This window comes from Pseudomonas helleri, from assembly GCF_001043025.1.
In the GTDB taxonomy this organism is placed as follows: domain Bacteria; phylum Pseudomonadota; class Gammaproteobacteria; order Pseudomonadales; family Pseudomonadaceae; genus Aquipseudomonas; species Aquipseudomonas helleri.
On sequence record NZ_JYLD01000017.1, the window covers coordinates 71,405 to 92,097 of the forward strand.

The 20,693-nt window shown below is 59.1% G+C and carries 18 protein-coding genes and 1 pseudogene; 6 read left to right on the forward strand and 13 right to left on the reverse strand.

Annotated elements, in window-relative coordinates; translation table 11 throughout:
• Positions 1-41: 41 nt before the first annotated feature.
• From TU84_RS22125 to TU84_RS22150, 6 genes are all read right to left on the reverse strand, one after another.
• Positions 42-1,214: a TerD family protein gene (locus tag TU84_RS22125; RefSeq protein ID WP_048372950.1), complete on the reverse strand. Its 1,173-nt coding sequence runs from the start codon at positions 1,212-1,214 to the stop codon at positions 42-44.
• A 192-nt stretch (positions 1,215-1,406) separates the two neighbouring features.
• Positions 1,407-2,081 (reverse strand): HAD family hydrolase, encoded by a 675-nt coding sequence (locus tag TU84_RS22130; RefSeq protein WP_048372951.1) that lies wholly within the window; start codon positions 2,079-2,081, stop codon positions 1,407-1,409.
• Positions 2,082-2,090: 9 nt separating this feature from the next.
• The gene (locus tag TU84_RS22135) at positions 2,091-3,038 is read right to left on the reverse strand and encodes an HpcH/HpaI aldolase/citrate lyase family protein (RefSeq protein WP_048372953.1); all 948 of its coding nucleotides are present in this window, start codon (positions 3,036-3,038) and stop codon (positions 2,091-2,093) included.
• Positions 3,038-4,132, reverse strand: a complete 1,095-nt coding sequence (locus TU84_RS22140) for a cysteine protease StiP domain-containing protein (RefSeq protein ID WP_048372955.1) — start codon at positions 4,130-4,132, stop codon at positions 3,038-3,040. Before TU84_RS22140 ends, TU84_RS22135 begins: the two co-directional genes overlap by 1 nt.
• On the reverse strand, positions 4,125-4,883 hold the full coding sequence (locus TU84_RS22145) for a trehalose-phosphatase (protein WP_048372957.1): 759 nt from the start codon (positions 4,881-4,883) through the stop codon (positions 4,125-4,127). The genes TU84_RS22140 and TU84_RS22145 overlap by 8 nt, the downstream gene beginning before the upstream one ends.
• Positions 4,873-6,009: a phosphoribosyltransferase domain-containing protein gene (locus tag TU84_RS22150; RefSeq protein WP_048372961.1), complete on the reverse strand. Its 1,137-nt coding sequence runs from the start codon at positions 6,007-6,009 to the stop codon at positions 4,873-4,875. The genes TU84_RS22145 and TU84_RS22150 overlap by 11 nt, the downstream gene beginning before the upstream one ends.
• Positions 6,010-6,274: 265 nt before the next feature.
• Between TU84_RS22150 and TU84_RS22155 the strand changes: the two genes are divergently transcribed.
• From TU84_RS22155 to TU84_RS22165, 3 genes are all read left to right on the forward strand, one after another.
• Complete coding sequence (locus TU84_RS22155) at positions 6,275-7,570, forward strand: carbohydrate porin (RefSeq protein WP_048372962.1); 1,296 nt, start codon at positions 6,275-6,277, stop codon at positions 7,568-7,570.
• A gap of 170 nt (positions 7,571-7,740) precedes the next feature.
• On the forward strand, positions 7,741-9,207 hold the full coding sequence (locus TU84_RS22160) for an ArnT family glycosyltransferase (protein ID WP_048372964.1): 1,467 nt from the start codon (positions 7,741-7,743) through the stop codon (positions 9,205-9,207).
• A 91-nt stretch (positions 9,208-9,298) separates the two neighbouring features.
• Positions 9,299-9,799 (forward strand): hypothetical protein, encoded by a 501-nt coding sequence (locus TU84_RS22165; RefSeq protein WP_048372966.1) that lies wholly within the window; start codon positions 9,299-9,301, stop codon positions 9,797-9,799.
• Between the two features lie 99 nt (positions 9,800-9,898).
• Here the strand turns inward: TU84_RS22165 and pmrG are convergent, their stop codons facing one another.
• Positions 9,899-10,621 (reverse strand): lipopolysaccharide core heptose(II)-phosphate phosphatase PmrG, encoded by a 723-nt coding sequence (gene pmrG / locus TU84_RS22170; RefSeq protein WP_048372974.1) that lies wholly within the window; start codon positions 10,619-10,621, stop codon positions 9,899-9,901.
• A 503-nt stretch (positions 10,622-11,124) separates the two neighbouring features.
• Here pmrG and TU84_RS26795 point away from each other — a divergent pair.
• Together TU84_RS26795 and TU84_RS26800 are read left to right on the forward strand one after the other, a co-directional pair.
• Positions 11,125-12,057: pseudogene (locus tag TU84_RS26795) on the forward strand (methyl-accepting chemotaxis protein); the annotation flags it as partial.
• The gene (locus tag TU84_RS26800) at positions 12,049-12,912 is read left to right on the forward strand and encodes a methyl-accepting chemotaxis protein (protein WP_371928891.1); all 864 of its coding nucleotides are present in this window, start codon (positions 12,049-12,051) and stop codon (positions 12,910-12,912) included. The pseudogene TU84_RS26795 and the gene TU84_RS26800, both read left to right, overlap by 9 nt.
• A gap of 36 nt (positions 12,913-12,948) precedes the next feature.
• On the opposite strand, the gene TU84_RS22180 is transcribed toward TU84_RS26800, so the two are convergent.
• The 6 genes from TU84_RS22180 to TU84_RS22205 form a co-directional block, all read right to left on the reverse strand.
• Positions 12,949-14,394 carry a SulP family inorganic anion transporter gene (locus tag TU84_RS22180; RefSeq protein WP_048372983.1) on the reverse strand — a complete coding sequence of 482 codons (1,446 nt, stop codon included), beginning with the start codon at positions 14,392-14,394 and terminating at the stop codon, positions 12,949-12,951.
• Between the two features lie 159 nt (positions 14,395-14,553).
• Positions 14,554-16,221 carry a gamma-glutamyltransferase gene (ggt, locus tag TU84_RS22185; RefSeq protein ID WP_048372986.1) on the reverse strand — a complete coding sequence of 556 codons (1,668 nt, stop codon included), beginning with the start codon at positions 16,219-16,221 and terminating at the stop codon, positions 14,554-14,556.
• A gap of 153 nt (positions 16,222-16,374) precedes the next feature.
• Positions 16,375-16,644, reverse strand: coding sequence for a hypothetical protein (locus TU84_RS22190; RefSeq protein WP_048372987.1), 270 nt, complete (start codon positions 16,642-16,644; stop codon positions 16,375-16,377).
• Positions 16,645-17,001: 357 nt separating this feature from the next.
• The gene (locus TU84_RS22195; RefSeq protein WP_048372989.1) at positions 17,002-17,913 is read right to left on the reverse strand and encodes a LysR family transcriptional regulator; all 912 of its coding nucleotides are present in this window, start codon (positions 17,911-17,913) and stop codon (positions 17,002-17,004) included.
• A gap of 140 nt (positions 17,914-18,053) precedes the next feature.
• Complete coding sequence (locus tag TU84_RS22200; RefSeq protein ID WP_048372992.1) at positions 18,054-18,638, reverse strand: NAD(P)H-dependent oxidoreductase; 585 nt, start codon at positions 18,636-18,638, stop codon at positions 18,054-18,056.
• 171 nt (positions 18,639-18,809) lie between these two features.
• Positions 18,810-19,574, reverse strand: coding sequence for a sulfite exporter TauE/SafE family protein (locus TU84_RS22205; RefSeq protein WP_048372993.1), 765 nt, complete (start codon positions 19,572-19,574; stop codon positions 18,810-18,812).
• A gap of 182 nt (positions 19,575-19,756) precedes the next feature.
• Between TU84_RS22205 and TU84_RS22210 the strand changes: the two genes are divergently transcribed.
• Positions 19,757-20,641, forward strand: coding sequence for a LysR family transcriptional regulator (locus TU84_RS22210; RefSeq protein ID WP_048372994.1), 885 nt, complete (start codon positions 19,757-19,759; stop codon positions 20,639-20,641).
• Positions 20,642-20,693 lie beyond the last annotated feature (52 nt).

A 20,693-nucleotide genomic window follows, 5' to 3' on the forward strand; every position in this document is an offset into this window, starting at 1 on the left:
AAAAATCAAAATCGCCAACTTCGGCGGTCGTTATATCGCGGTCATTTAGACCCGGCAGCCCAGCGCATGCCCCAGCCAAAGGCCGTGTCCATGTCTGAGTGGCCATTGTAGAACTCAACCTTGCGATTGACCTTGACGCTGCCGCCAATGTTTTCAAGCAAGACGACAGCGCACATACCTTTGGTACCGCCCTCTTCGCTCAAGCGCACTTCGACAGGCGGTTCGCCCGGCATGTACAAAGTGATGACGCCGTCAGTGGCCTCCCAGTTCGGCGCGCCTTTGTAGATGAACGCGTAGACCAGCACCCGTCGTACTGCGTGCCACTGTTTGCCATTGATGCGCAGCCACTCGCCATCGCTGGCGGCTCCGGTACGGTCATCGCCCATCAGTTGAATAAACGGCTCATCGGCAAATTCGCCAAACGCATTACCTAGGGCCTGGACGGCGCCTTTGCGGCCGTTTTGCAGCTCGTACAGGCAACCCACATCCAGATCGATACCGCCTGATTTGCCGAGCAACGCTGCAAAAAAGCCACCGCCGCCGCTGTTTTGCGGAGCCCGGTTCCAGTTGAGGTTTATTTTGATCTCACCGAAATCCCCGTCATTTTTAACGAGGCTGATGGAGGGGCGTTGCTTGTCGAGGGTGACCTTTGACAGGTTGACTCGGGTTGCAGGAGCCGGCACCACAGGCGCAGGGGATGGCGTGACCGGGGCGTCAATTTCCATACCGAAGTGTTCCGCCAAGGGGGCCAGGCCGCCAGCAAAGCCCTGAGCGACACAGCGGAATTTCCACGCGCCCTGGCGACGATAGAACTCACCCAAAATCAATGCGGTTTCCGCCATGCCCTGCGTCGGAATCGGCGCCTCTATGCCGCTGCTCACCGCCACGGTCAGATGGGGAAATGCCGAGAATTTAGCCTTGTTTTCATAAACGGTGGCGGTCAATGCGACTTTGTCGACTGCGGGATCAATTGCCTGCAAGTCGAGGCTGAACACTGCCCGACCGGGGCCGGACTCAAGCAGTTTGACCGCGCCATTGTTGACCGTTTTCTGGCCGAAGAAGCACATGTCGTTGTCGCCACGCACCTTGCCCGACGCAGTGAGCAGGAATGCCGAAACGTCCAGCTCCGCGCACGGCACAGGGCTGTAGCTGACGGTCACGTTCAAGGTTTGCGTATTAACGCCCGTGTTGGCGCCCGGCGCCAGAAGGGTCATAAACACACCACCAGGGGCGCGTTGCAGGTCAGGTTCGACCCAATAGATACTTTTTTTAGCCCCGCCCCGGCCTCCATCTCCAGGGATATCGCTTGGTTCTTTGACAACGAAATAGCCATGTAGCGTTTCCTTTCCTTGTCTGAACTCAGGGACGGGGGCCGACAGTCACTGCTGAGTCTTGGTCTGTTCTGCTCAAAGCTCCTCTCGCAGACACACATCCAATGGCCGCTTGCGACGCCACAGCGCATGAAACTCGCGCCAATGTGGCTCTTGGGCTGCCCCCAGCATTTGCTCGTCGCCCCGGGTGTCTCCCCAGGCACGTAATGTGTATTGATCCAAAGGCCCGTACCGGGCCTCCAGCCGAATGACTTTTTGCTCGCATCGGCAGTTGGTGCCGTCGATCTCTCCGGTCAGCACGCCATCAACCGATTGCAGCCGGGTGCCAATGAGCGCGATACCGAGCTTTTTGGCAAAGGGCTTGAGCACCAGCTCTGGCGAGGCCGAACAGATGGTCACGATGGCCTTCTGTTCAAGCTCGGAGGCGACCGATACTAAGCCCAAAGGTCGCATCAGTTGCTGCCAGGAAGCGTCACAAAATGCTTCGGCACGCTCGGCCACCCATGCTTCCTTGGCTCCGGTGAGATAGACCGTGATGAGTTTTTCTTTCAAATCATTTCGGCTGATCCGGCCCAGCAAATAAGCGGTTGTCGCCGGGATCATTCGCAAGAGCCGCATCGCGAACAAGCGGTTGCCAAACGCGAAGCGCAAAAAGGGCACAAAGCTGTCGTGATAGGTCAACGTGCCATCAAAATCGAAAGCCGACAGGACCTGTTTGCCCTTCTCAGGCGTATTTAAAACTTCATTCAACCGATTGCTTCAGCCCATCGCAGGCTGCCTCCAAAAAGGGTCTATCGAGCGGGTCATTTCGGGGCGAACCCCTTGCCAATGCGCTCGTTCAATAATCATTTGCGCCCATTTGCCATGGGTCGCAGGTTCACACATTGCATCGTTGAACTTGAACACCGCAGGCGCCGCATCACTTTGTATTTGGCGCGCACTGTTGAAATCTTCAAGGCTGACTTGCAGCGCCCTGTGGATAACTGCAATTTGCCCCGGATGGATCGCGGTTTTACCGACAAGTCCGTGGGCGATATCCAGCGCCAACTCCTGCTCCAGCAACTGCGGCGCGTTGAGCTGTTCAAACACCGGCGCCGTCAGCGCAAACCCCGCAGAGCCCATGATCCCGCATAACATCGGGATAACGTAACCCATCGGTGTGCTGTAAAGCGTCATCGTCGGTGAACGACGCAACCCCAGAGAGCCCATCAGATCATTACCGCCTATGCGCAGGGCAATGATACGCCCCGGCAAGTGTTCGAGCAGGGCGCTGCGCAATTCAACCATGGCGCCAGGGTCAAAGACCTCAGGTGTTTCAAGGGTTGGCATCAACATCAAGTCGTCGCAGGCCACGGCCTGTTGCCACTCGCGCAAGTTGCTCAGACACAGTTTAGGCACAACAAATCCATCGACGTGGCGCATTAATGGCCATTCATTGAGCTGCGCCGCCATGCGGCTGTCACGCGGCCGGATAAACAGAATCGGCCCGCCGAACGGTCGACCGCCCCGCGCCTCGATAGCCTCCAGCAGGTGTTTGAGATTGGTCAGTGCCTGTTGCACATCGGTGGCGGCCACGGCGTCTTCGAGGCACAGCACCAGCGAACGCAACCCCTGGATTTTTTCACCAGACACCACGTCCAGGAGGTCAGTCCGGGTGGCCGGCATGTACAGCGTGGCACCCAAGGCATAGGGAGAATGCTTGATCATCAGCGCATGCTCCTGATGACGGTGAGGGCGCGATACGGCCCCAGTTCGTCACCGACTTCGCGGACCTCGATGTTGGCCTGACGGCTCAGGTGCATCAACAGTTGCACGTCCTGATCGTCACGCCGGCGCACCAGCACCTGCTCGGGCACGCGGCGCATGACGGCACGGGTCGCCTCGGCAATGCCAGGCTTGATCCGGTTGCTGTTAAGTACCGAAAAGCGCTCCGCGATACCGTCCAGCACACTTTGCGCGCGGCGTTGCAACGCCCAGCTCTGTGCCAACGTCCAGGGTTGAGCGCTGGCGGGCCTGGTTAACCGGGCACGTTCGGTTTCGATACTGTGGATAAAACTCATGGTCACGTCATGCCCAGCCAAATGGGGGTACATCACGCACCCGTGCAAGCCGGGTTCTGGCGACCAGATTGAGCGTGATACCAGACCGGACACGGTGGCACCCAGAATCCCCGAGGGGATCAGCCAGTCTTCAGCAGACGCCGCCAGCCAGGCACGCCCACACGGGTCTGCCAACACCACCAGACGCGGCCGGGGTGCAAAGCGCGAATCGGCGGCAAGGCTCTCCCGCAGTTGCTCGCTGATTGCTCCTTTGCCCGTCCAGCCATCAACGAAGACAATGTTTTCGGCCCCGTGGGCCTTGATGACCGCTTCGAGGGCCACGTTGTCGATGCCACGGTCACGGACAATGCTGACCCCGTAATGCCGGGCATCACGACCGGCTTCAAGCAATGCCCGGCGCAGTAATACGCCCAGCGGCACCCCGGCGCGCACAAATGACACCAGCGCAAGGGTGCTGCCGGTGCAACGTTCGTTCAAAGCGTTGGCCAAGGCTTGCGCATCCGTGGCCATGCGCGCCGCATTTTGCGCCAGCGCCCGTCGATAGAGATTTTGATGAGGCTGAGAGGGCGCATGCTCTTGGCTGATCATTTCGGAGTAGTGGCGCTGTCGGGTCTGGATCAGGTGCTCTTTTTCCTGCACATCGGTGGCTTTAATGTCCATCGCACGCAGTAAAAAGTGCACATCATCACGACCGTAACTGCCGCTGCCGACGGTATTCAAACCCGCACAAAAATTACGCATGGTCCACGCTCGCACACACATGGCTGGCCAGTTGGCCGCGTTTTGGGGTGCCCCACCAGTCGCACTCGGCCATAAAGCCCAGGTCTGACACGCTGTCGCCAAAGCCGAGCAATGGCCGTTTGCCGTTGAGTGCCTGATCGCGGCGAATCCACTCGCGCACCGCTTCGCGCTTTTGCAGCGCCAACGGCAGGAAGGCCAGATTGTTGCCGTTACCTTGCACGTTCAGGCCGTTGAGTAACCCCCGCGCCTTGACCTCTGCGCGCACGACCAGCAGCGCCTGATCGGTTTCATGGCTGTGTTTGGTCATCACGTAAGTGGCCAGGCCTTGCTCCTCCACCACCCAACTGCGTAGCGAGAAGCCCAACTCTGCGCCAATCGACCGGGCTTGCTCGCTCAGGCGGTGCAAACGCGCCTGCTCCGGCGCCAGTTCGTGGCACATGCGCGCATGCCAGTCGCCATCGGGCACACCTTCTGCGCTAAGGATGACGCCACCGTGGGCACAGATGGCCCCGTGCGCGAATGGAAGCTGCACCCGCTGATACGCCTCAACGCTGCGCGCAGTCACGGGAACCACGTCGGTGGTGACCAGCAACCACTCGACAAAGCCCTGCTGCGTCGCACTCATAAAGCCATTGGGCTGGCCAAAAGCATCAAGCGTGGCGGTGCAGCGCGGCCCTTCGGCCATTTTGCGGGCGGTTTGAAACAACGTGTCGTCGAGGTCAACGAACACCAGCGGGCGATTAATGGCCATAAACAATGACCTGCGCATTCAATGCCCTCAGCAACACAGGGTCCAGCGCAGCAGCCGGGGTTTCGCTGCAAATCAGCACACGGTCAAACTGGCCGGGGGCGACGTTGTATAAAAAATTGGGAATGCCCAGACCATAGTTGTCGCGAAATGACAGCGCATGGTCGATGGCGTGCCCCAAGGCGATGGGTGAACGGCTGGTGGCGCTGAAATGCACATCAGCGCCCGAACGCTCCAGCCGCTCAGCGAGCAAAAAAGGCGGCCAGACAAACTCACTGGTGCCGATCACCACAACCCGCTCGCCGGGGGCGACATGCAGCTCGGGGGCCAGCGTGTCGCGGTGTTCGCACACGCCCATGCGCCCCCAGCCTCGATCAGGCTCAAGTGGCCAATGACCTTGGCCCACTGTGCCGACGCTGGGCATTTCTGGCAGCTCGGCGTGTGCATCTTCGACAAACGTGTAGCGCCCGGCGAGCAGTGAAACGCTGCTAGCGTGACTGCCTTTAGCCTTGCGCAACGCACCCTGGGACCAGTCGGTGAGGGTTGCGCTAACGATGCGTTCAATCGACTCAAGCCCGGCGTCAGCCAGAGCGTTATACACATTGATAAAGGTCGTGCCGGTGGACGCTTCGTCATCCACCAGCACCAGTGAGCGGGCCGTCAACATGAGGGCGCGGGCATGTGCATTCTGCGGAAGGTGCAGTAAATGCGAAGTGGCGTGGCTGTGTTCTTCTTCAAAACGGGCAAATACCGCGCTGCCGGTTGGATGCCGGGTGCTGCACACATAAACACTGTCGTTGCGCGTGCGGGCCAAGGCGCGGTGCACGCCAGCGCCGAGGCCGACAGCCGTTTCGGCCATGCCGATGACCAGCACCGGGCCGGGCAAGTCAGCAGAGATTTGCGCAGCCAGCGCTTCGAAACACTCGGCCATCAACGACGGCCGGGCTGGGATGTGCCGCCCCAACACACACGAGACAAACAAAAAGGCGCGCTTGGGGTTACGCCGTTCAGCGAAACGGAACAGGGCCTGCGGCTCAAAAGTCGATGCATTGACCTCAACCTCCAGGCGACCGCGCTTAAGGTTTGCGGACAAAGCCTTGGTGCCGATCATGGGTTTAGCGCTGCTCATCAGAGTCTATTACCTGGGAATACGTCGAAAGAGCGCGGACGATTCGCCAGTGACCCGGCTAAAACAAGCAGAAAATCGTTACCTAACATGCCGACATATGCGCCGAAATCTCGCTAAAACTGCGCGTTTTCACCTTCACAGCGAACCGCATCCTCTCGTCGCGGCAATATGACGAAATATTAATTTTATGAACTAACTAGTTCATACTGTGCGACATCGTGTCGCCCCCTGCTTTGCGACACCGCTTTTGAAGGAGCACTTTTAGATGTTTTTTTCTTCCCGCGCCTTGCTGACTTCCGGCCTGTGCAGCGGCTTGTCACTCTTGGCCCTCGCCCCCGCTTGTGCGCTTGCAGACACCTCTGACGACCTGATGAATCGCTCAACGCTGACCGGCGATTGGGGCGGCGAACGCCAAAAGCTGATCGACAAAGGCATTAAGCTGACCGGCGACTACAACTCCGAAACGTTTACCAACCTGCATGGCGGGATCAAGCACGGCACGCGGTATTCGCAGCAAGTGCGCATCGGCGCCCAGTTCGACCTGAGCAAGTTGCTCGACACCCCGGACGCAGGTCTGGTGCAGATCACCGTCAACGACCGTCGCGGCCATAGCGCCTCGGAAGACTTGGTGGGCAACCGCCTGCCGGTGCAAGAAAACTACGGCGGCCAGTACACGCGGCTGTCTGAATTCAGCTATCAGCGCACGCTGTTCAGCCCGGCGCTGACCACCAAGCTCGGCTTTCTGGCGATGGGCAACGACTTTGGCGGGATGCCGCTGCTGACCAGTTTTGTTAACGCCGGTTTCTGCGCCCACCCGTTGACCATGTCTAACGGCAGCGGCTGGAGCAACTACCCGACACCTCATTGGGGCGCTGAACTGCGCTACACCGTGAGCCCGGCGCTGACCTTGCAAACCGCTGTGTTCCAGGTCAACCCGGAGTACAACAGTCGCTCCTCCGAAGCGTTCACCATGACCACCCGCGGCACCACCGGCGCCATCCTGCCCTTGGAAGCGATCTACAACCACAACGCCTGGCTGAGCGGCCAATACAAAGCGGGCTGGTACTACGACACCTCCAACACCACGAAAATTGGCAGCACGCAAAAAGCCAACAATCGCACCGGGGCTTACGTACTGGTCGACCAGGCGATCTGGCGTGATGAGCAAGACCCCGAAAGCGTCCTGCGCGCCTTTGGCCAGGCCGCCACCAGCAATGCCGCGACCTCGGCCATGCGCCGTTGGTACGCAGTGGGCCTGGTGAAACAAAAGCCGTTTGCCAGCCGCCCGCAAGACAGCATCGCCTTCGCTTACGGGCGCGCCGTGTTCAACTCACGCTCGCGTGACGTGCAAGAAGCTGCGGCTGCCAACCCGGAGCAAGCCAACATGATTGCCAACCTCGACAGCGGCGAGCAGTTGCTGGAACTCAACTACGGCGCGCAAGTGACGCCGTGGTTGCTACTGCGTCCGGATGTGCAATACATCATCGAACCGGGGGCGTTCTACGGCAAAAGCCGGGGCAATGCACTGGTCGCAGGCCTGCAGGTCAAAGCAACGTTCTGAGAGTGATCCTGACCCGGTCATCGCCGGGTCAGGAATAAACATGAAGCCTGCAAGCACTGCGGTGCCTTCACGGGGCAAAAAGTCCTGAATCGGCCATTTTTCACATTTTGTTAAACTTTCCCCTCCTATACTCCAGCGCATTATTCACTGAAATATTGCCTGGTAACCCAATGCGTCTGACTCGTCCCGCTCTGCTGTTACTGCTGCTCGGTTGTGTGTTGATGTTTTTTGCCTTGGGTAACCACCATCTGCAAGGTTCCACCGAATCCCGGGTCGCCGGGATTGCCATGCAAATGCACTTGAGTCAGGACTGGGTCACCCCGTCCCTGCTGAATGAACCCTTCCTTGAAAAGCCCCCCCTGAGCCTGTGGCTCGATGCGACGGCGATCCAGCTGTCTGGCGGCCAACTGTTTGCCGTGCGCCTGGCATCCGCCATCGCCGGGCTGTGCAGCATCATGCTGCTGTTCACCATGCTGCGCCGTTTTGGTCGGCCGACAGCCATGGCCTGGACGGCTGCCGCGATGCTGGCCACCATGGGCAGCTTTTGGGCGAATGCGCGCCAGGTCGGTGAAGATTCGCTGCTGACCTTGGGCGTCAGCATAGCGCTGCTGGCGTTTTACCAGGCCAGCCGCCAGCCGCGCTTTGCGGCCGGTAGCTGGTTACTGTTTGCCGCGGGGATTGCCATTGCCACCTTGAGCAAAGGCGTGTTCGGCCTGGCCTTGCCGGGGGTGGTGATTTTTACCTATCTGCTGTGTGACAGCCTGATCAACAAACGCTTTGCCGTGAATGACTGGCTGCGTCCGGCCCTGATGACCCTGGTGGGTTTGATCCCGCTGCTGATCTGGCTGTGTGTGCTGTATCAACGTGGCGGGCTGCAAGCGGTCAGCGAAGTGGTATTGACCAACAGCATTGGCCGTTTCAGCGGCTCCTTTGTCGAAGCCGGGCACTACGAGCCCTTCTACTATTACCTGCGCAAACTGCCCGAAAGCTTCCTGCCGTGGAACCTGCTGACGTTCCTGGGGCTGTGGCATTTCCGCAAGCAATTGCGCAGCAACCCTTACCTGCTGTTTTTCTGCGTGTGGCTGCTGGCGCAATACCTGATGCTCAACATCGCCTCAAGCAAGCGCGCGGTGTACTTGATGTCGCTGACCCCGGCGGCCGCCGTGATCGCTGCCGAGTACGCCGGGGTGGTGCTGCAATGGCTGCGCAAGAAAAGCCAGGACTCGGCCATCGCCAAGTTTTTGAGCGACTACCATCGCTCGCTGGCCATCGCGCTGTTGGCCGGGGTTGTCACCACCTACCTGATCTCTGCGGCGGTGTGGGCGCCGCGCGCCGATCGCAGCGAATCCTTCCAGCCCGTGGCCGCGCAGGTCATTAGCCTGCAAGCCAGCGGCAAACACATCGCCCTGCTGCAACCGGACGAGCGTCTGGGGGCCGTTGTGTTTTATAGCCAGCAACTGCCGCACACGCTGAACTCAGCCGCCGAGTTGCAGGCGTTTTTGGCTGAGTCGCCCGACAATATCGCGGTTATCGACAAAACCGAGGTGCCGGGTGTGGCGCTGAAGGTGCTGGACACGGTCAGTGTTGGTCGTCATCACTTTTACTTCGTGACGCTGGCGCCCGCTTCAGAAGATTGATCCGCGGCAATAGAACGACACTTGGCGTGGCCGATTACGGCACATTGGCTACGCTCCCTGTGCTGGACGTTACCCAGTCAAGGAGCTAGCCATGACCATCAGCATTACCAGCCAGAGCCTGAGCGACTATGATGCTCAGTTGGCCTACAAGACCGCGACGGCGTACCTGCGCCAATCCGGCCTCGCCCGTTATCTGATTGACCAGCTTGAGCATCAACATTTAAAGCTGAGCATCGAGGTCAGCGCCGACCCGGCACTGGCCGACAAAGACGTCTCGAACAACGGCGCGCTGGTCTGGAACCTGCGCAGCAGCGCGTGGCCAAACCCGCAGGTGACAGAGGTCACCGCCCTGCTCAACCGCAGCCCGGTGCAACAGAAGGCGTACCTCACCAGCCAGTGGGTGCTGATGCACTTGCTCGCGCTCGCGTGTCAGCAGTTGAACGACCAGCTCAACTTTCGCGATGCGGATGCCACGTGGCCGTGGCTTGATGAGAAAGAACTCAGCGCTGACGACATCGAAAAAGCCGTGGCCCAGGAACTCAGGGACGTGCCGCTGCCGGTCGAAGACAATTGGAATCGTGTGTTGGCTTGATCCTCTAGGTCAAAAGATCGCAGCCGTCGTTCCTCGGCAGCTCCTACAAGCGTGTATTCCTGTAGGAGCTGCCGCAGGCTGCGATCTTTTGATCAGGTGTTAAAACCGTGAGGCTTCGAGGCTATGGCCAGATGGCAGGGTGCCTGGCGGCACGATGGCGTTCCAGTCTTTGGTTTCGACATAACCGAGCATTTGCGGCTGTGCGCTGGCGCCCTCTACGTTGAGAAACAACGAAGCGCCATAGCTGAAGGTAGTCTCTGTGGGCACATGCATCTGGCTCTCAAGCTCGTCCATGCATTCGCTATGGGTGACCAGCACCAGGTTGCGGCCCGGGACTTTGTGCTTGAGCACGTCGCTGAGCATTTTGCCTCGGCAGTTGAACACCCAGTCTTGAGCCTCAACCGGGCGAACGAACATCGCGTCTGCCGTCTGCCGTGAGCGGGTCAGCAAGCTGCTGTAGATATCGGCATGGGCCAGCCCCATTTGACGGAACTCATAACCCAGCGCCTGGGCAACGGATTCGCCGTGCACGGTGATGCCGTCTTCAGGCCCCAGGCAGAGGGTCGAGGTGCGGTCGCAACGTTCGCCGTGACGAACCAGCGCAATCACATCGCCTTTAGCCCAGCTTTGTTTAAGTGCCAGCACCCGGCTGGCATTGCCGGGCAACGCCAGATTGGGCGCAGGTGCAGGCGCCAGCAATTGAAGGGTAATAAATACGGTCAACCCCGTCGCTACGACCACCACCAGTGCATTTCGATAACGCGCGAACGCTTTGCGCAGTAATGCGCGCTTAGCACCCGCTAAACGAAGACTCAAAATCACGTAGAACGCCCCTATGGCAGTCAGTGAACAACAGTCGCTGCCACCCTATAACGCGAATATGACAATGGATGGGTGAACAATCCCGCTGGTAAGAAAACAGTCTTGCATAGCAAGGCTTTTCCCAAACTGAACATAGTCTAGAAATCCGGGTGTAGGAGGCAGGTGAAGCAAATGTGAAAAAAGTCTTTAAACACACCTTTGATTGCCGTTTTGGAGGACCTTTTTAACCACTGATCATTGCGCATCAAAAAACGTTTCAGCTCTGCTCAACGCCGCCGATACAGCTCAACACACGTATTTTGCTGGGCCAAAAAAACAAAACCCTCCAGCGAGAACAGATCCTGCGCGCACCGTTCCTGGAGATTAAAATGAACAGTTGGCTGAGCAACATCAGCGTCAACATGAAACTGGCCTTGGGCTTCGGCCTGGTTTTGGCCCTCACCTGCCTGATGGCAATCAGCAATTGGTTCAGCCTGGGGACATTGATTGACCGCAGTAACTGGATGACCGATATCACGCAACTCAACAGTGCGCTGACCAACCTGCGGGTTGCACGTTTGCAGTACATGCTGACCAATGGCGATGAAACCGCCGCACAGAACGTGCAGACCAACCTGGAGGCCTTTGAGGCGCAGCAAAAACAACTGCTGGGCACGTTCAAGAGCCCCGAAAACCTCAAGTTGCTGAACGAGCAACACGACCTCATCACCCGCTACCAAAGCGCCCTGGTGGCGATGCGCAAGGCTTACGTTGAGTCTGCGGTGTCGCGTGAGCGCATGGATCGCAGCGCCAAAGCGACGCTGGCCGACATCGCCACGCTGGATGCCCGCACCTTGCAACGCCCGGCGGGCGAAGAAGGCCGTTTTGAGCAGTACCAGGCGGTCACCAAAGTGCGCGAACAGTTCCTGATGGCCCGTGATCTGGGCCGCGCCTACATTGCCTCGCCAACACCTGCGACCGAACAAGCTGCACGCAGCCAACTGGCCGCTGCGACGGCCAGCCTTGCGGGGTTGAACGCTTTTTTCAGCACCAGCGCCGCTGACACCTTGCGTGCGTTAAGTGATGCCATGGCTGAGTACACCCAGGCGTTGCAAGTATTCACTGACACTGACAACAGCATTATCGACCGCCGCAAAGACATGACGGACTACGGCAACGGCATCGTTAGCCGCAGCACCGAGCTGTACAACATTCAGCTGGAACGCCGTGACACCGACAGCGCCAGTGCCAACCGCCTGCAATTGATCAGCACCTTGCTGGTCTTGCTGCTGGGCGTGGTGGCGGCGGTCGTGATCACCCGTCAGATCACCCGCCCGCTGCGTGAAACCCTGGACGTCGTTGAGCGCATTGCCAGCGGTGATCTGAGCCACAACCTGCAGGTTACTCGCCGCGATGACTTGGGCATCCTGCAACAAGGCATTGCGCGCATGGGCACGACCCTGCGTGATTTGATCAGCGGGATTCGCGACGGCGTCACGCAAATCGCCAGCGCAGCTGAGGAGTTGTCTGCGGTCACCGAGCAGACCAGCGCCGGGGTCAACAGCCAGAAGGTCGAAACCGATCAAGTGGCCACCGCCATGCACGAAATGACCGCGACCGTGCAAGAAGTCGCACGCAATGCCGAGCAAGCGTCCCACGCCGCAGCGGCCGCCGACGACGAAGCCCGCGCCGGTGACAACGTGGTCAATCAGGCCATTGACCAGATCGAGCGCCTGGCCGTGGAAGTCGGTCGTTCGACCCAGGCCATGGCTGTGCTGCAAGAAGAAAGCGACAAGATCGGCAGCGTCATGGACGTGATCAAAGCCGTGGCCGACCAGACCAATCTGTTGGCGCTTAACGCGGCGATTGAGGCCGCACGTGCCGGTGATGCCGGGCGTGGGTTTGCGGTGGTGGCCGATGAAGTGCGGGCCTTGGCGCAGCGCACGCAAAACTCCACCGAAGAAATCCAAACCCTGGTCGCGGCGCTGCAAAGTGGCACTCAACAAGTAGCCGTGGTCATGAACAACAGCCGCACCCTGACCGATAGCAGCGTGAACCTGACCCGCCAGGCCGGCACTTCGTTGCAGGGCATTACCCGCACCGTGTCGAATATTCAGTCGATGAACCAGCAAATTGCCGCAGCGGCCGAGCAGCAAAGTGCCGTGGCGGAAGAGATCAGCCGCAGCATCCTCAACGTGCGTGACGTGTCAGAACAAACGGCTGCGGCCAGTGATGAAACCGCCAAGTCCAGCGTTGAACTGGCGCGACTGGGGACACAACTGCAAGCAATGGTCAGCCACTTTAAGGTGTAACCGACCTTTAGAAACCCTCTCCCACGGGAGAGGGTGTTAAACGTGAGGCACGCGGGCGCGCTTGAGCAGTTTTTTGCAGCGCTCCGACACGTGCACAACGCGCAAATGCTTGCCCGCTTTACGGTAGCGCTCGCGCAACGTGTCCAGCGCGGCAATCGCCGAGTAATCGACAAAGCTCAACTGGCTGCAATCCAGGGTCACGCTGGCGGGGTCTTCGGTCGGGTCAAACAGCTTGAGAAACGCCGTGGTCGAGGCGAAAAACAAGGTGCCGTGAACCCGGTACAGTTTGCTCTCGTCGCTTTGCACCGACGTCTCGGCATACAGCTGCCGCGACTGTTGCCAGGCAAAGTTGAGTGCCGCGATGATAACGCCGCACATCACCGCAACCGCCAGGTCGGTAAAGACGGTGATGACCGTGACCGCAATAATCACCAGCACATCGTTCAACGGGACTTTGTTCAGCACCCGCAAAGAGGCCCAAGCGAAGGTCTGTTGCGACACCACGAACATAACCCCGACCAGCGCTGCCAGCGGAATTCGCTCAATAAACGGCGACAAAAACAGCACGAACAGTAAGATCATCACCCCGGCCGTCACCCCCGACAGCCGCCCTCGCCCGCCCGAGCTGAGGTTGACCACGGTTTGCCCGATCATCGCGCAGCCGCCCATGCCACCGAACGCCCCCGACACCATGTTCGCCGCCCCGAGCGCCACGCACTCGCGGTCCGGGTAACCCCGGGACTCGGTGATTTCGTCGGTCAGGTTCAAGGTCAGCAGGGTTTCCAGCAGCCCCACCACCGCCATAACGATCGCGTACGGCGCAATGATGCGCAGGGTGTCGAGGTTCCACGGGATATCTGGCAGGGCAAACGTCGGCAAACTCCCGGCAATGTGCGCCATGTCACCGAGGGTACGGGTCGGCAGACCCAAAAAGTACACCGCCAGCCCCACGCTCAAGATCGCAACCAGCGCAGGCGGCGCGGCGCGGGTCAGGCGCGGTAATAAATAGACAATGGCCATGGTCAGCGCCACCAGGCCGATCATCACGTACAGCGGCATGCCGCTGAGCCAGGTGTCGCCATCTTTGAAGTGATCCAGTTGCGCCATGGCAATGACAATCGCCAGCCCGTTCACGAACCCGAGCATCACCGGGTGCGGCACCATGCGCACCAGCTTGCCGAGTTTGAGCAGCCCGAACGCCAGCATGATCAGCCCGCTCAGCAGCACGGTCGCCAACAGGTACTGCACACCGTGTTGCACCACCAGCGCCACGATCACCACCGCCATCGAGCCCGCAGCCCCGGACACCATGCCCGGTCGACCACCGAACAGCGCGGTAATGGTGCAAATAATGAACGCGCCATACAGGCCCATCAGCGGGTTGAGATGAGCCACCAGGGCAAAGGCAATGCACTCGGGCAGCAAGGCAAATGACGTCGTGAGCCCGGCCAGGACATCAGCGCGCAGACGTGAGAATTTCATGGGTTACCTAAAAGACGGGAGATGCGAAGGGAGAAAACGAGAAATGGATGGTAACAAATTGCGCAGAAAGTGAGAAAACTGTAGGAGCGAGCTTGCCTCGCGATCTTTTAAAAAGATCAAAAGATCGCGAGACAAGCTCGCTCCTACAGAGTTAAGAGGTTACTTCACGACTTGCCCTACGCCACGGCCACGTGGGTCGGAGGCGGTTTCCAGGGCGGTGCCGTTAACACGGATGGCCTGGATGTCGCCCATGTTCCAGCCCTGATCTTCCAGGGTGTAGCCCATAGCTTTGAGCTCATCCGCGACTTTGCCGGTCAGCGGTGCGTAAGCGTCGTAGTAGATGGTGTCTTTAGGCAACAACTGGTGATGCACGCGCTGCGCTGCCACAGCTTTTTCCAGCGGCAGGTCGTAGTCGTAGATGTTGTTCAGCACCTGGAAGATCGAGGTGAATATCCGCGAACCGCCCGGCGTGCCGAGTACCAGTGTGACCTTGCCATCGCGTGTGACCAGGCTTGGGCTCATCGACGACAGCATGCGTTTGCCCGGCTCGATGGCGTTGGCATTGCCGCCCACCACACCAAAGGCGTTGGCCACGCCCGGCTTGGAACTGAAGTCGTCCATTTCATCGTTGAGCAAGAAGCCCGCGCCTTTAACCACAACGCCGCTGCCGTAATCCCAGTTCAGGGTGTAGGTGTTGCTCACGGCGTTGCCGTCTTTATCGACGATGGAGAAGTGCGTGGTCTGATGCGGTTCCAGGCCCGGTTTGACCTTGGCGGTTTCGGAAATCGCTTTCGGGTTCACTTCTTTCGCACGCTTGGCGATGTACGCCGGGTCGGTCAGCTCAGCCACCGGCATTTTGCCGAAGTCCGGGTCGCCCAGGTAATCGGCACGGTCAGCAAACACGCGCTTTTCGATTTCCGCCAGCAGGTGAATGTACGGGGCCGAGTTCAGCTCCACACCTTTAAAGTCTGCCGCACGGTCTTCTTTAATACCGATCAGTTGCGCCAAGGCGATGCCGCCCGAACTGGGCAACGGCGCGGTGTACAAGGTGTTGCCACGGAAATCGACACGCATCGGCTCACGCCAGCTGACCTTGTAGTCATTGAGGTCTTCTTTGGTGATCAGGCCTTTGTCTTTTTGCATTTGCGCGACCAGCAGGTCGGCGGTTTCACCGTGGTAGAACTCTTTGGCGCCTTTGTCAGCGATGCGCTCCAGGGTCTTGGCCAGTTCTGGCTGCTTGAAGGTTTCGCCCGGCTTCATGGTGCCGAAGTAATCGCCGAAGTTTGTGGTGCCGTTAAACAGCGCCAGCGCATCTTCGCGGTACTGGAATTGCTGATCGGCCACCTTGAAGCCATTTTTTGCGTAACCCACGGCCGGGGTGATCAACTCGGCCCATGGCAATTTGCCGAAGCGCTGATGCGCCTCCCACAAGCCCATGACCGTGCCCGGCACGCCCGCCGCACGGGAGCCTACCAGGCTGAGGTTTTCGATGACTTCGCCTTTGTCATTGAGGTACATGTCGCGGCTGGCCGCTTTGGGGGCGGTCTCGCGGTAGTCGAGGAAGTAGGGTTTGCCATCAATGAACAAAGTCATGAAACCGCCGCCACCGATGTTGCCGGCTTCGGGGTAAGTCACGGCCAGGGTGAAAGCCGTCGCGACGGCGGCATCGACCGCGTTGCCGCCTTTTTTGAGGATTTGCGCTGCCACTTCAGCGCCGTATTGATCCGGTGCAGCCACTGCGCCGCCTTCCAGAGTGACGGCATACGCCGAGGAGCTGGCGGCAATGGCCGCCGTCAAAGCCAGGGTTTTGAACCACACAATACGCATTCGCTACTTCCTTTTATTGTTATCAACTGTTGCCGAACCTTGTCTGATTTCGTCAAAAATTTCAAACAGCAAAAGGAAAACTGCGCAGCGCTACACAAAAGCCGCAGACGGCGAAGGTGTTCAACCTCTACACCTTGCCGCCTGCACCCGCACCTAAGCGGGTGGTTGGTCCGCCAGCAGTGCATCGACCACGCCACGCGCCAGCTCGACGCTGTGGGTAATACGCCAGAGTTGCTCGGCTTCAAAGCCGCTGAGGTGCGAGCCAATATCGTCGGCGTTGAGTTCAGCGCCTTTAAGCAACAGCGAAACCTGCGTCAGCGCGTCACGCGCACCAATGCCGGAGTTGATACCGAACAGTGAGGTACAGGAGTGAGCAGCGGTATTAAGGGAATTTAGGGGTGGATCGGGGACAATTTTACTCATGCTAGGGCTCCAAACGTGTGGAGCTACCATCCCCCCCGCTGTCAAACGGAACAGGTGGCAGCTATGTGCGGTTTGACAGACCGGGGGAGCTAGCAAAACCCGGCGCACTCGAAAGTGCCCCGCACACAGCCGCCATAACACGATGAACTGTTTATGACGCCGCCCAGCTAGTTCTGTTAGGCCTGTCAAAGCCGGTCACTGATTGTCAGTGACTCAGCGAGACTATCCACGCCTATCGAGCGCCGCAAGGCGGTCGGGATTCTCTCGGAAACTTCACTCAATAGAAAGCGATGCGTCAGGTGCAGACGTTGCTATATGTGTGGGTGTTGGCCTTAAACGTCTGTAGGAGTAAGCCCGTCAGTCTTTGAAATACGGCGCTGCATAGCTCGCCAGCTTGGTCTGGATAAAGTCCAGAAAGCATTGAATGCGCAACGCCAACTGCGAGTTGCGGTAGTACACGGCATGAATGGGCTGGCGATAGCCGCTGTTGAATTCGCCCAACAGCACCTGCAAGCGCCCGGCGCTGATGTCTTCGTGGGTCATGAAGTGCGACAGGCAGGCAATGCCCTGCCCTTGCAGCGCCAAATGGCGAACGGTTTCGCCGCTAGAGGCACTGATGGCCGGCTGGATAGGCCAGCGATCACCTTGGGCAAACCGCAACGGCCATTGGTTGAGGCCGTCGTTTTGGGTAAAGCCGATCAGGGTGTGGTTGGCCAGCTCGGCCACGCTGTTGGGTACACCGTGCCGGGCGATGTACTCGGGGCTGGCCAGAATGTTGAGCGGGCTGCAGCCCAATGAACGGGCGTGCAAGGTCGAGTCCGCCAGCGTGCCGATGCGGATTGCGATATCGGTGCTTTGCTCTAGCAGGTCGATGATCAGGTCGTTGCTGTTGAGTTCCAGCTGGATCTCGGGGTACAGCGCCCGGAACTCGGGGAGGTACGGCACGATGGCGTGCAGCATGAACGGCGCCGCTGCGTTGATGCGCAGACGCCCGGACGGTGTGCGCTGGTGCGAGATGAGGCGTTCTTCAAGCTCGTCCATTTGCTCAAGAATCAACTTGGCCTGCTCGAAGAAGAACTTGCCCTCTTCGGTCAGGTCCATGCGCCGCGTGGTGCGGTTGATCAGCGTAGTTTCGAGCTTGGCCTCCAGCCGTGACAGCGTGCGGCTGACGGCCGAAGGCGTTTGCCCGGCTTGCTCGGCGGCGGCGGAGATCGAGCCGCACTCAATCACCGAGACAAATATTTGCAGCTCATCGGATCTGGCTTTCACACGTGCCCCTCATTGGTAACGACTGATAGTAGCCGCTGACGAGGTACGAGGCTGCGATCGGCTGCAAAGCCGTCGTGAAATAAGGTGGCTCCCTCGCAGCCTCGTGCCTCGACAGCGACTACGAGCAGCTTTCAGGCAGGTTACAAGCCGAAGACTTCGCTCAAGTGTTGCTCGTAACGCGCCGCATCAACGTCCGGTTGCGGGCGTTTCATGACGTCGACACACAGAAAGGTCGGCAAGCCGGTCATGCCCAAAAACTGGTTGGCTTTGTGGAACGGAAAGTACACCGCGTCCACGCCCTTGCCTTCAAAGAAGTCGGCCGGGTCTTCAAACGCTTGCTGCGGAGCGTTCCAGGTCAGCGACAGCATGTACTGTTTGCCTTGAATCAGACCACCGCTGCCATAACGCTGGGACGCGTCGGAACGGGTGCGGCCATCACTGGCGTAGAGCTTGCCATGCCCTTGGGTGAACACTTCGTCGATGTATTTTTTGACGATCCACGGCGCGCCCATCCACCAGCCCGGCATTTGGTAAATAACCACGTCGGCCCACAGGTATTTTTCGACTTCTTCGGCCACGTCGTAGCCTTCGTCGATGTGGGTGACTTTGACTTCAAAGCCTTGACGATCAAAAAAGGCCAGCGCGGTGTCGTGCAGGGTCAGGTTGTAGCGGCCATCAGAGTGGGCGAATTTTTTAGCGCCATTGAGTAACAGAATTTTTTTCATGAGCAGCCTCTTCAGGAATTAACCCTCAGCGCTGTTGAGCGGCACGGGGGTCTTAAAGGATTAAAACGTAGGGCCACGATATAGAGCCCAGCCTTTAGGAAAAACCCGCGCTAAAGCAAATTACCTTTGCGTGCAGATCACGAATAACTATCAGATTGTTGCAAAGCAGCTTTAGCCGCTGATCAATAAATGAGCACCCAACACCGCCATGCCGACAAAAAACACGCGCTTGAACAACGCGGCGCTGATGCGTTGACGCAAACATTGCCCCAGCCACATGCCCAGCATCGCGGGCAACAGCGCCAGCACCGAGGCATTCAGTTCGCCACCGCCCAACGCGCCGCGCCAATAAAGCCCGGCCGCCAGGGCCAGGGTCGAGACGCTGAAAGACAAACCCAAGGCCTGGACCAATTGGTTTTTGTTCAAGCTCAGGGCTTGCAAGTACGGCACAGCAGGAATCACAAAAACGCCGGTGGCCGAGGTGATGATGCCTGTGATCAACCCACAGACCGGTCCCGCCCAGCGCTCGGCAGACGCCGGCACGTGCAGGGCTGGTAGAAACAGCCCGACCAGGGCGTACAGCAACAAAGCCGCGCCCAATGCGCGCACGGCCCAACCGCCGCTGTCGACGCTCAGCCATAGCACGCCCAGACCGGTGCCCAGCAGAATGCCCACTTGCATGGACCACAAGCGCTTGATCAGCTCGCGCAGTTGCCCGCCGGCCACCAGTTGCCAGGTGTTGGTGACGATGGAAGGGATAATCAGCAAGGCCGCAGCCTGCGCCGGAGCGATAGCCAGGCCGAGCATGCCCATGGCGACGGTGGGCAAGCCCAGGCCAATCATGCCTTTGACCGTGCCCGCCAGCAGAAAAGTCATCATAACCAGCAGTGACAAGGCCCAGCCCAAGTGTTGGTAGTACGCGATTAATGTATTCATGTGGCCATGCTGGGGGATGGCGCAAGGTTTGAAAATGCGTCATACATTGAGCCAGACTCTTGTTTAGACATAGGCAGAACACCCCCCCCTGTAGGAGCGAGCTTGCCTCGCGATCTTTTTAAAAGATCAAAAGATCGCGAGGCAAGCTCGCTCCTACAGTTGAATTGAGGCGTACACGACATATGCATTTCGACCTGATTGATCTGCGCTTGTATTTGAATGTGGTGCAGGCGGGCAATATTACGGCGGGCGCCAGCCTCAGCCATTTGTCGCTGGCAGCCGCCAGTGCGCGCATTCGTGCCATGGAGGCCGCGTTTGGGGTTGAGTGTTTGCAGCGCAGCCGCCGAGGCGTCAGCCCGACACCCGCCGGGCAAGCCCTGGCGCAACATGCCCGGCTGTTGCTGCAACAGGTCGAGCGCGTGCATCACGACATGGCCGAGTACGCCCATGGCTTTAAAGGCCAGGTGCGCCTGTTGTGCAATACCGCCGCCCTCACGGAGTACCTGCCGGAGTTGCTGGCCGATTTTGTGCACCAGCACCCGGCCATCAGTGTCGACCTGCAAGAACTTACCAGCCTGCGCATTACCCACGCCTTGCGCCAGAACGCCGCCGACATTGGTGTGGTGTCCACCGCGGTGGATACCCACGACCTGTACACCCGGCCTTTTCGCGACGACCCGCTGGTGCTGGTGATTCCGCAGGACCACCCGCTGGCCCAAGAACCCGCGCTGACGTTTGCAGACACCCTGAGCCATGATTATGTCGGGCTGTCGGCCAATAGCGCGCTGGCGGTGTATCTGGAGGAACAAGCGCTGCATGCAGGCACGCGCATGCAGGTGCGGATCCGCGCAGAAGGGTTTGACGGTGTGGTGCGCATGGTGGCCAGGGGCGCCGGGCTGGGCATTGTGCCCAAGGCCACGATTGAACGCTGGCAAGCGCCGCCCACGTTCAGCGTTTTGCCCCTGAGCGAGCCGTGGGCGGCGCGCAAATTGTTACTGTGCGCCCGTTCGTTTGAACAATTACCGGCTTACGCCAAGGCCTTGTTTGAGGCGTTATCGACGAATTAAATCTGTAAGAAATCTCCCAGAGACGCCTTCGCCTGTATGCCTGAATTTTTAC